Raw genomic sequence first — 11,879 nt, 5'->3', positions numbered from 1 at the left:
CATGAAACAACTATTACTATACTGTCGCGCCGGTTTTGAAAAAGAATGTGCGGCAGAAATTCAAGATAAGGCCGGCCAGTATGATGTGTTTGGCTTTTGTAAGCTCAGCGCCAACAGTGCTTTTGTCATTTTTGAAGCCTACGATGCCGATAGTTTGGCGCAGTTTTACCGAGATTATCCGTTTGAGCAGTTTATTTTTATCCGTCAGTGGTGTTTGCTACAGGCAGAATTGCTTGAGCTGCCGCCTGCTGATCGTATCGCGCCGGTACTCGACGCGTTAGTTGCAGCTGAATTGACTGGCTGTGGCGAACTAAGAGTAGAGTATCCGGAAACTAACGACGGCAAAACATTGTCTACGCTGGCGCGCAAACTAACAGTACCGCTGCGCCAGACACTGCGTCAGGCTGGCGTAATGCTGGCGAAAGAGCAAAAACGCGCACCGGTGCTGCATGTGTTTTTATTAACCGGCCAGCAGGGTTATATTGGTTTGTCCTATCCGGAGAATAACAGCTCGCTGGAAAACGGCATTATGCGGCTTAAATTTCCTAACGAGGCACCAAGTCGCAGTACCTTAAAGCTCGAAGAAGCTTTTTTGCAGTTTATTCCAAAACAGGAATGGGACAAACGTTTGGGCGGTGGTTTAAATGCGGTTGATTTGGGCGCCAGCCCAGGCGGCTGGACTTATCAACTGGTCAAGCGCAGCATGATGGTTACCGCTATCGACAACGGCCCTATGGCAGAGTCGTTGCTGGAAACCGGCCAGGTTAAGCATTTAACGGTTGATGGGTTTAAGTTTGAACCGCAAAAGAAAAATGTGTATTGGGTTGTCTGCGATATGATTGAACAGCCGCAGCGGGTGGCAGAGCGAATGGGCGATTGGCTGATTAACGGCTGGTGTCAGGAAACGATATTCAATTTAAAACTGCCAATGAAAAAACGCTATGAAACGGTAACCGAGATATTGGCGCAGCTTGAGCAGCGTCTGGTAGATGCCGATATTAAATTCCGCTTACAAGTTAAGCACCTATACCATGACCGTGAAGAAGTTACGGTACATGTGCAAAACCTGGTACTGAAGTTCTGAAACTTGTCTGATGACTCAGTGCTGACTATTCAGCGCTGAGTTCAAGCTTAACCCATACCAAACGATGATCTGAGCTGGCGCCTCGCGACCCTACCAACGGATACAACGGGCTGGCTTTTTCCGGCCAAAATACGCCACTGTCTTTTATTACAAAACCTGCTTTAGATGGCAGTACGTAATCTGCCCGCATGCGCCAACCGGCGGTATGAAAGGCGGCTTTTGGGTTGCCTGGTGCATTTTCAGCAGCGCCTTTACTTTGTGGCGGCATGCCATTGTTAATGCGTGGATGGTTGTAAAGGGCACTGATAGCAGCATTTAATGCATCGCCTTCGCCATCGGCAGAAGCATTTAAATCGCCCAGCAATACAAAGCTTGCATCGGCAGCTAAACCACCTTTATTGCCGTTGTAATCATAGATATAGCCGGCGTTTTGCGGCGTTAAATAATCTACCCACAAACGGATTTCATCATGGTTACGGATGCCGTTACGGTTTTCTGCGCCATCAAACACCGGTGGTGTCGGGTGGCTGGCCAGTATGTGTATCGTTTTTCCATTGATATTCAGTGGAATGTCCCAGTGGCTTTTTGACGATAGCGGAAACTCTGCCCAGGCATCCGGGCTGTACCATGGGCCGCCATCGGCTTTTTTCGTTGGTATGTAGCCTGGCATATCTTGCCATTTAAATTGCCCAAAGGTGCGTACATTGGCGGTGTCTATCGGGTATTTAGATAGCAGTACCATGCCGTATTGGCCCGGGTAAAAACCATAACCCCAGGCATCAGCTCCAACGCCTGTTGCTTTGCCGTCGTTATCCAGATCATAAGGGCTGGGCTGGCCGGTATTTACCGTACTGTAATAGAAGTATGGGTAGTCAATTGCAGCAGCAGAGCCTTGAGGCTGCTTCAGATAGTTATTAATAAAAGCCGTAATGCCATTATCGGCATCGGCAATATAATCAAATTCATTTAACAGCAGCACATCCGGGCGCACCAACTGGATAATATGAGCGATGTTTTTAATTTGAGGCTGTTCGCCATTTTGCAGTAGCGACGCCAGCACAGTGCCATCACCAGGTTCACCTGAAGGCAAATAATTTTGCGCTTCCATGCTGACATTAAAGGTAGCAAAAGTGACTTCTTTGGCATGCATGACAGGCGAACCTCCAATGCTAAATAAGGCGCTAAGTATGGTGATAGCAGATAATTTTTTCATTAGACCTGTGGGTACGTGTTAAACCGGCGCCTAGCATAAAGGCAAAGCCTTGTGAAAAGCCAGTGTGTAGATGAAAATTCATAAAGTGCCATTTTATGAGCAAAATTCAGCTACATAGTGCGCAACTCAGACCAGCTATGTTACACTTGTGTGGCAATCGCCTACGACAACAAGAGGAATAAAAAGTTCCCATTATTTGGATCGGCGTAAGAAAAATGTAATATGGTTTAGTTACCATTATCACCCAAATTGAACGCAGCTTTTGTATTCAAATGGATTTAGATAAATACCTACAACTACCAGGTGAAAAACGATATGAAAATTAAAAGTCTAGCTCTTGCGGTTACGCTCGCCTTAGGTGTCAGCAATATTGCTTTGGCGCAAGAAACCTCATCCGCTGTGCGCGGTGTTGTTACCACTGAAGCTGGTACCACAGTTACAAATGCGACTGTAAAAATAACAGATAAACGTAACGGTACAACAAGAACATTAACTACTAATGAAACTGGTACGTTTTCTGCGCGCGGTTTGCAAGTCGGTGGTCCATATTTGTTAACGGTGGTAGGTCCTGAAGGCCGCACGGAGACTATAGACAACGTTTTTCTAACGTTAGGTGATACGCAAAATCTGAACGTGGTCATTCAGCAGCCTGGTATTGAGCGTATAGCCGTAACTGGTTCATCAATCAGTAATTCTTCTTATGGCAGCAAAAGCCCGGTAGCTAACTTTAGTTTGACTGATTTACAAACCATTCCATCCATTAACCGTGATTTGTCAGACGTTGTTGCTGCAGACCCGCGTATTTATATTGACGCTGGTTTCTCGCGTGGTATTCAGTGTAACGGCGCTAGCCCGCGCTTTAACAGCCTGACAGTTGACGGCGTGAAAATGAACGATAACTTTGGTTTAAATAACAATGGTTATCCGACTGAGCGTATGCCGTTCTCGTATGATGCATTGGAGCAGGTTTCAGTTGAGTTCGCTCCGTTTGACGTTAAGTACGGTGGTTTCACTGCCTGTAACATCAACGCTGTAACTAAATCTGGTACAAACGAAGTTAAAGGTTCAGTTTTCATTGATTATACTAACCAGGATATGCTCGGCGACAAGTTAGAAGGCACTAAGCTGACTAATGATGACTTTACCGTAAAAAACTACGGTTTGAATGTGGGCGGAGCTTTAGTTGCAGATAAATTGTTCTGGTTTGCTGCCTACGAAAAATACGAAGGTGCTGATACTTTTACCCGCGGCCCGCAAGATAGCAATGCTGGTACGCCAGTAGCCGGCTTAAATCAGGCCGACTTAGATCGTATTGCACAAATTGCGGCTGATGTTTACGGCTATCAGGTTGGAGCGCCTATAGGCTCTTCACCGGTAGAAGATGAAAAGTTAATGCTGAAGTTAGACTGGTATATCAATGATATGCATCGTGCTGCTCTGACATACAACTATAATGATGGTGGTTCTGTTCGTGAGTCAGATACTTTTGCAGGGTCTTATGAGTTCTCTGACCACTACTATGATCGTGGTGCTGAGTTCACGTCTTACGTAGCCCAGTTCTTCTCTGACTGGACGGATAACTTCTCTACTGAAGTTCGTGCTGGTTACTCAGAGCTGGATAACCGTCAGGCTAATATTGGCCCAGGCGGGATGGGTGAAGTGCAAATCACCGTTAACAACGGTCGTGCTGCTACTGTATTTTTAGGCGTTGATGACTCGCGTCAGTCTAACAAACTCAAATATGATACTACTTTCCTTAAATTAGCTGGTACTTATAGCACGGGCGACCATGTAATTTATGCTGGTTACGAGTTCGAAGAATACAATGTATTCAACATGTTTGTGCAGCACTCAATCGGTGAATATCGTTTTGATGACATAGATGACTTTGAAGCCGGTCAGCCAGCTCGTATTTATTATGGTAGTGGCGCAGGTACTAACGTAGCCGCTGATGCTGCAGCTGATTTTGGCTACGCCAACCACACACTTTATGCACAGGATGAATATTATATCTATGATATGGATATGACAGTCACCTTTGGTTTGCGCTACGACTGGTACAGCAGCAGTGACAAGCCGCGCGTTAATGATAATTTCGTAAATCGCTACGGTTTTGCTAACGACACGACTTTTGACGGCGAAGGCTTGATTCAGCCGCGTTTAGGCATTAACTGGAACGTGAGTGACGAGTTAGAACTACGTGGTGGCGTTGGTTTATATTCAGGCGGCAATCCTAATGTTTGGTTAGCTAACGGCTATCAAAACGACGGCATTACCCAAATACAGATCGAAGACCGTGCGCCAGGCAATGTGTTCGAGCAGCCTTTAAGTGGTGCAGGTCGTCCTTTGTTTGATATCCCTCAGACTTACTTTGATCAGGTAGCAAATGCTTCTGCTGATAGCGGTGTAAATGCTGTTGACCCATCATTCAAGTTACCAAGTGAGTGGAAGTACGCATTCGGCGGTACTTATAGCTTTGATTCTGGCTATATAGTGATGGCAGATTTGATGTACTCGGTGGCGCAGAACCAGTCAATAGTTAAAGACTTAGCACTGGGTAAAGTGGGTACTTTGTTTGACGGCCGGCCGGTATATAGCCGCACTGGTGGGCGTAGCGGTGACTTCCTGCTAACTAATGCTTCAAGTGATGCTAAAACATTATCTTTCAGTACTTCGGTAACGAAGGATTTTGATTCTGGCGTTAAAATGCAGTTAGCTTACGCTTATATCCAAGCTGAAGACTCTAACCCAATGACCAGCTCGGTAGCAGGTTCTAACTTCGGCAGCTATGCACGTACCGACTTTAATGACCCACGGCCGGCAACATCAAACTATGAAACACCACATCGCTTTACGTTGCGCACCAGCTATAAGCATGAGTTTTTTGATGGTTATGCTACGACATTCAGCTTGTTAGGTTCGCATAACAAAGGCCGCCCTTACAGCTATACTTTTGAAGGTAACGTTGCTGGTGATACTACAGCTGGTCGCCAATTACTTTATGTGCCAACTGGTATGGATGATCCAAACGTAGTATGGGGTGGTGTAACTGACAGAAGTGGTAACTACACACCATTTGATACCGAAGGTTTCTTCAAGCTGGTTAATGAAAGTGGTTTAAGCAAATTCGCTGGTGGTATTGCAGATCGTAACGAGTTCTACAGCGATTGGTGGACCAAGGTTGACTTGCGTATCACCCAGGAGTTACCAGGCTTCATGCAAGGTCATAAAGCTAAGGCTTTCTTTGTTATTGATAACCTGACTAACCTGCTGAATGATGACTGGGGCGTATTGTACGAAGCAAACTTCCCACAGACTACATCAGTGGTTGCGGCAACAGTTAACCAGCAGGGGCAGTATGTGTTCAATCAGTTTACCAACCGTGACCCTCAAGGTCGTCGCGCGACACCTTCGCTGTGGCGCATGAAGATAGGTATTGAATACAAGTTCTAATCTGATTCTGCGTTAAACATTGAAATGCCCGCGTTATGCGGGCATTTTTTTATTTCATAATCAGTGTTTTTTAGCGATAATTACCGGCTAATTTTGCCAAAGTGAATTACTCCGTGGGAAAAAACACTATCATAGCTATTGCCGGTGCTTCAGCATCAGGTAAAAGCCTATTTGCTTCAACGGTATACCAGGAATTGGTGGCTGAATTAGGCGGTGAGCGTATCGCTATTTTGTCTGAAGATGCCTATTACCGCGACCAAAGCCATTTATCGTTTGAGCAGCGTACCTTAACTAACTACGACCACCCGGCAGCGTTTGAGCATGAATTACTGGCGGCGCATTTGCGGGCACTGCGTAGCGGTAAAGCCATACAAATGCCGCAGTACAGTTATAAAAACCATACCCGTACTGACGAAACCATAACAGTGCAACCGGCCAAAGTGATATTGGTAGAAGGCATTTTACTGCTGACTGATGAACAGTTGCGTGAGCAGTTTGATATAACCGTGTTTATGGATACGCCATTAGATGTTTGCTTGTTGCGGCGTATTAAGCGGGATTTAGAGGACCGGGGCCGCAGCTTAAGCTCGGTAACAGAGCAATATGAAACCTCAGTGCGACCGGCTTTTTTTGAGTTTATCGCCCCTTCCAAGCAATATGCCGATTTGGTGGTGACCCGCGGTGGTAAAAATCAGATTGCAATTGACATTATAAAAGCAAAAATTCGCCAGTTGCTGGCAGAATAATAATAATCAGGGAATAACATATGATGGGATTAGTGGGCATTTTCGCCCTGTTACTGGTTGCGTATGTGGCGTCTGCCAATCGCAGCCGTATCAACTGGCGCACCGTTGGCGGTGCGTTCAGTATCCAATTGGCGATAGGTGCATTTGTATTGTACGTGCCTTTTGGTCAGGACGTGCTATACAGCATTTCGCAGGTGGTGGCCAATGTGATTGGCTATGCTAACGCCGGTATCCAATTTTTGTTTGGGGATTTAGGCCGGTTCTCGCAAGGCTTTATTTTCGCTATTCATGTACTTACCATTATTATCTTCTTCTCGTCATTGATAGCTGTGTTGTATCACGTTGGCATTATGACCTGGGTTATCCGTATTATTGGCGGTGGCTTACAAAAGCTGCTGGGCACCAGCCGGCCGGAGTCGATGTCGGCGGCGGCAAATATCTTTGTTGGCCAAACCGAAGCACCGTTAATAGTTCGGCCTTTTATTCCGACTATGACGCGTTCTGAGCTGTTTGCCGTTATGGTAGGAGGTTTAGCCTCTGTTGCCGGCTCGGTACTGGCTGGCTATGCCGGTTTAGGTATTGAGCTAAAGTATCTTATTGCCGCCAGCTTTATGGCGGCGCCTGGCGGTTTTTTAATGGCAAAGTTAATTTTGCCGGAAACTGAGCAGCCTAAAAACGAGCTAACTGAGATAAGTGCTGATAAGCCGCACACTAATGTGATCGACGCCGCCGCAGCTGGTGCTTCCAGTGGCATGCAACTGGCGCTGAATGTTGGCGCTATGCTGTTAGCCTTTGTCGGTTTAATCGCGCTGGTTAATGGCATTGTCGGCGGCATTGGCGGCTGGTTTGGCAAAGATGACTTAACGCTGCAGCTAATTTTTGGTTATGTGTTCCAGCCACTGGCATTTATCCTTGGCGTATCCTGGGATGAAGCGCGGCTTGCCGGCAGTTTTATCGGCCAAAAGTTGGTAATTAATGAATTTGTCGCATACCTCGACTTTGTGCAAGTGAAAGAGCAGTTAAGCGCTCATACTCAGGTGATAGTGACTATCGCCCTGTGTGGTTTTGCTAACTTTTCTTCCATTGCTATTTTATTGGGCGGCTTGGGCGGTATGGCTCCTGGTCGCCGGGCTGATATTGCAGAGCTGGGTTTAAAAGCCTTGCTAGCAGCAACATTGGCCAACTTAATGAGCGCTGCTATTGCAGGGTTCTTTTTTTCTTTAGGCTAAAAAACAGGTCTTTTATATGACACAGCAAGTTCCAACGTTAGATATAAGACGGTTTGCCACCGACAAAGATAACTTTGTTGCCGAAATTGGCAAGGCCTACACTGAGTTTGGATTCTGCGGCATTAGTGGCCACGGTATTCCGGATGAAGTGGTAGCAAATACTTACACAGCAATTAAGCAGTTTTTTGCTTTACCCAATGAGGTTAAAGCCAAATACCATAAGCCGGGGCAGGGCGGCGCGCGCGGTTATACTGCGGTTGGCGTCGAAAAAGCCAAAGACTCTAATCATCCGGATTTAAAAGAATTCTGGCATGTTGGTCGTGAGCTGGATGGTCCTGCGCCGCATCCGAGTTTATACCCTAACGTATGGCCGACTGAGGTAGAAGGTTTTAAGCAAGCTACTTACGCGCTGTATAGCGAGTTGGAAAAGCTTGGCAATACGGTATTAGAAGCGCTGGCGTTGTTTTTAGGCCAACAGCAAAGCTACTTTGCCGATAAAGTAAATTACGGCAACTCCATTTTGCGGCCGATCCATTATCCGCCGATTAAAGATACCAGTACGCAGTCTATCCGCGCCGGCCAGCATGAAGATATTAACCTTATTACTTTGCTGGTAGGGTCTAATGAAGCCGGGCTGGAAATTCTGCGCCGCGATGGCAGCTGGCTGCCGGTAACCACCATTGAAGGCACCATAGTGGTGAACATTGGGGATATGTTGCAGCGCTTGACCAACCATGTATTGCCATCCACCACGCATCGGGTGGTGAACCCGGCAGGTGCAGCCGCAGGTGAGCCGCGTTATTCTATTCCGTTTTTTATGCACCCGAACCCGGATTACGTAATAAAAACTCTGGATAGCTGTATCAGTGCTGAAAGGCCCAATCGTTACCCTGAGCCGATTAACTCTAACGACTACTTAATGCAGCGTTTAGAGGAGATTGGTTTACTGAAAAAGAGCAAATACTAAGCATCTTGCTTAGTATTTATCCGAACGGTGCAAAACGATACAAAATGTGCAGTTTCATAGTTGACTGCTTTTATAAAGTCGCTATACTGCACGCCATGTTAACGCGGTAGCGTAAACATAGCGCAGATGTGGTGGAATTGGTAGACACGCAAGCTTCAGGTGTTTGTGCCCACAAGGCGTGAGAGTTCGAGTCTCTCCATCTGCACCAAATCAACCGGCTAAGGCCGGTTTTTTTGTGCCTGCAATCCCTGCAGGCATCCCTTCGGGACCAGCCTTCGGCTGTAGATTCTATCTTTTTAGTTCTATGCGGCGGATAAAATCTTCCACCAGCATGTCATACAGTTTATTACCCAAGTATAAATCTTCTACACCATCATCGATGTTCGGATTGTCGTTTACTTCGATAACGTAAACTTTATCGCCGTCTTGTTTTATATCTACGCCGTATAAACTATCGCCGATAGGGGCGCAGGCGCGAATAGCGGCATCCAGTACATGCGCCGGCACTTCAGTAATAGCGCAGGTGCTAAAGCCACCGCTTTCTGTTTTGGCTTTGCCGTGTTTATAAATTTGCCAGTGGTTGCGCGCCATAAAGTACTTACAGGCAAAAATGGCCATACCGTTTAACACACCAATACGCCAGTCGTATTCGGTAAAGGTGTAGCGCTGCGCCAGAATAATAGCGCTTTGCTCAAACAGGGCGTCAAGTTGTGAGCGCAGCTCGGTCAGCGTTTTTACTTTCACCACGCCACGGGAAAAGCTACCATCCGGAATTTTCAACACCAAGGGCAACCCCAGAGTGTCGGCGGCGCGCTCTAAGTTATCTTCATCTTGCTTAAACAGCATAATGCCGTCGGGCATAGGTACTTTATGTTGTTCGAATAAGGTTTGCAGATACACCTTATTGCCACAGCGTAATATCGAGTTAGGATCGTCAATTACTGCTAAGCCCTCGCGCTCGGCTTTTAGTGCCATATGAAAGGTGTGATGGTTTACACCTGTGGTCTCGCGAATAAACAAACCATCGAATTCTGCTAACCGGTGAATATCTTTGGCGGCAATTTGCTCGGTGTCCATTGCGGCTCTTTTTGCTGCTTTACTAAACAGCTCAAGAGATTTAGGTGTACAGGGCGGGAATTTCTCTTTCGGATCAACCAATACTGCCAGATCATATTTGTATTTACGATTAGTCGGCTCAACCCGCCAAATCTTGTGGCTGTAGCGCTCTAATGTATTACCAAACAAGCTTTGTTCTTGGTCATTCAGTTTATGCACGCTGCCAATTTTTAATGTCTTAACTTGCCAGTTTGCTCTTTTTTGCAGCTCAACGCGTAGTATAGGTACGGAAAAGGCGTCAAACAGATAACCGGACACTTTTTTTAGTGCCTTGTGTTCGGTTTCACCAAAGTAAATGTTAAAAACCAGCTGTGTGCTAGTCTCATCTATAAGCGCTTTGTTTAGCTGGCTAAGAATGCTGCCTGGAATGTCTTCGGCGATGTCGGCGATTTCATGGCGGTTAAATTTATTAAATGCTCTTACCGAAGGTACCACGTTGTGGCCGCGAGCCTCTGCCAGCAGGGAACAATAGTAGCCGCTGCCCAAATATTGTGCTTGACGGCATAAGTTGATCACGCGGGTACGCTGTTTGTTTTTCGCTGACCATTTTAAATAGGCGGGTAATGTCATTACGCCATCGTATTGGTGAAAAGGTGCCCAATCCTGTGCTTTGTCGACGACGATTATTAGCTTGGCCATCGCCACTCCTGTAAGTTTGTTGAAGCATGTCGTGGTGTGATCAAAAAAGAAAGCGAAGAAATCTTTACCACAACAGTTAAATTTCTTGTTGGCTTTTCATTTGTTTAGCTCTTGTTATCCTAAACTTAGTTAAAAACCAGCCAAAGGCAATAGTGAGTGTAGTTATGGTATCAACCGCAGCTGCGGCTATGTTGTGTATTAGAAATGCCATTTTGTCCGATGCTGCTAACTTAGTAGCGTTGGAGCAAAAATGTTTTACTGCTGATCGCATTAGTTTGCGTAGCTTTAAGCGTTTTATCACAGAAAAGCGTAGCGATCTGCTGTTGGTCGAGCGCGCAGGGCAGGTGGTTGGATACTTTCTTCTTATATATAGGAGAGGAACCAGTTTAGCCCGTCTGTATTCTCTGGCGGTAGACCCGGATTGTCGTAAACAAGGTATAGCTGAATTTCTTATGCACAATGCTGAGCAAATTGCAGCAGAACGACGTTGCGTGTTGCTGCGCCTGGAAGTTCGCTATGACAATGCTGCTGCTATTCACTTATATCAAAAACTGAACTACCAGGAGTTTGCCGTTAAGCACGATTTCTACGAGGATCACTCTGATGCCATCTGCATGCAAAAGCAGATTATTCAGTTTGATACTGAGTCAGTAAGTCGCCAAGTACCTTATATAGCGCAAACCACGCCTTTTACCTGCGGGCCTGCTTGCCTGTTGATGGCGTTTAATTACTTTGAGCCAGGAAAATATGACCCGCTATCATTGGAAATAGATATCTGGCGCGAGGCAACTACCATCTTTATGACCTCTGGCCATGGCTGTTGTGGGCCAAGAGGCTTGGCATTGGCTGCTTATAACAGAGGTTTTGATGTAGAGATTTATTTAAACAAAGAGGGGCCCTTGTTTACCGATACCGTGCGCAGCGAAGTAAAAAAAACAATTTTGCAGCGCGTGCATGATTCATACCGGCAAAAGGTTGAACAAAGTGCTATACCTATACATCTTAGCGAGCTTGGTATCAGCAAGATCAAACAGTTGTTGCAGGAAGCTGCTCTGCTGTTGGTGTTAATAAGCACTTGGCAGTTTGATAGAAGCAAAGCACCACATTGGGTGGTGGTATGTGCAGTGAATGAGCACTTTGTCTATATTAATGATCCCGACACTGAAGATATCCCCTGGCTGTCTACTGCCGAGCGGCAATATATTCCGGTAGAGCACAGCGTGTTTATCAAAGCTTTCAGTTACGGTAAAAACCGGCTTAAGGCTGCTGTTGTAATCAGAGCGGCTAAAAAGTAGCGTTTTTTGTCTGCTTTCATAGCGTTTTGTGCAATTAATCGGCGAACGATATTGAGATTGTCATTTTTCGCAAATAACCGCTTGCGCCAGTTTAAAAACGCCCTATAATGCGCGCCATGCCACGGGGTGCTGCGGTT

The 11,879-nt window shown here is 46.1% G+C and carries 8 protein-coding genes and 1 tRNA gene; 7 read left to right on the top strand and 2 right to left on the bottom strand.

The window, feature by feature from the left end:
• Position 1 precedes the first annotated feature (1 nt).
• A complete protein-coding gene (gene rlmM / locus ACYVIC_RS03275) occupies positions 2–1,084 on the top strand; it encodes a 23S rRNA (cytidine(2498)-2'-O)-methyltransferase RlmM (protein WP_460857246.1) in 1,083 nt (360 codons plus the stop codon).
• A 25-nt stretch (positions 1,085–1,109) separates the two neighbouring features.
• Here rlmM and ACYVIC_RS03270 read toward each other — a convergent pair whose 3' ends face one another.
• Positions 1,110–2,297, bottom strand: coding sequence for an endonuclease/exonuclease/phosphatase family protein (locus tag ACYVIC_RS03270; RefSeq protein ID WP_460857244.1), 1,188 nt, complete (start codon positions 2,295–2,297; stop codon positions 1,110–1,112).
• Between the two features lie 315 nt (positions 2,298–2,612).
• On the opposite strand from ACYVIC_RS03270, the gene ACYVIC_RS03265 reads away from it, so the two are divergent.
• From ACYVIC_RS03265 to ACYVIC_RS03245, 5 genes are all read left to right on the top strand, one after another.
• Positions 2,613–5,750: a TonB-dependent receptor gene (locus tag ACYVIC_RS03265; protein WP_460857242.1), complete on the top strand. Its 3,138-nt coding sequence runs from the start codon at positions 2,613–2,615 to the stop codon at positions 5,748–5,750.
• 113 nt (positions 5,751–5,863) lie between these two features.
• Positions 5,864–6,496 (top strand): uridine kinase, encoded by a 633-nt coding sequence (gene udk, locus ACYVIC_RS03260; RefSeq protein WP_460857240.1) that lies wholly within the window; start codon positions 5,864–5,866, stop codon positions 6,494–6,496.
• Between the two features lie 20 nt (positions 6,497–6,516).
• Positions 6,517–7,725: a NupC/NupG family nucleoside CNT transporter gene (locus ACYVIC_RS03255; protein ID WP_460857238.1), complete on the top strand. Its 1,209-nt coding sequence runs from the start codon at positions 6,517–6,519 to the stop codon at positions 7,723–7,725.
• Between the two features lie 16 nt (positions 7,726–7,741).
• Positions 7,742–8,692, top strand: a complete 951-nt coding sequence (locus ACYVIC_RS03250; RefSeq protein WP_460857236.1) for an isopenicillin N synthase family dioxygenase — start codon at positions 7,742–7,744, stop codon at positions 8,690–8,692.
• 122 nt (positions 8,693–8,814) lie between these two features.
• Positions 8,815–8,900: transfer RNA gene (locus ACYVIC_RS03245), tRNA-Leu, on the top strand.
• An 80-nt stretch (positions 8,901–8,980) separates the two neighbouring features.
• On the opposite strand, the gene ACYVIC_RS03240 is transcribed toward ACYVIC_RS03245, so the two are convergent.
• Positions 8,981–10,447, bottom strand: a complete 1,467-nt coding sequence (locus tag ACYVIC_RS03240; RefSeq protein WP_460857234.1) for a RimK family protein — start codon at positions 10,445–10,447, stop codon at positions 8,981–8,983.
• A 164-nt stretch (positions 10,448–10,611) separates the two neighbouring features.
• Between ACYVIC_RS03240 and ACYVIC_RS03235 the strand changes: the two genes are divergently transcribed.
• Entirely contained in the window at positions 10,612–11,742 is a 1,131-nt protein-coding gene (locus ACYVIC_RS03235) for a peptidase C39 family protein (RefSeq protein ID WP_460857233.1), read from the top strand.
• The last annotated feature ends 137 nt before the right edge of the window (positions 11,743–11,879 follow it).

The sequence above is a fragment of the Rheinheimera gaetbuli genome (assembly GCF_054781935.1).
This window is presented reverse-complemented; position numbering and strand designations above follow the sequence as displayed.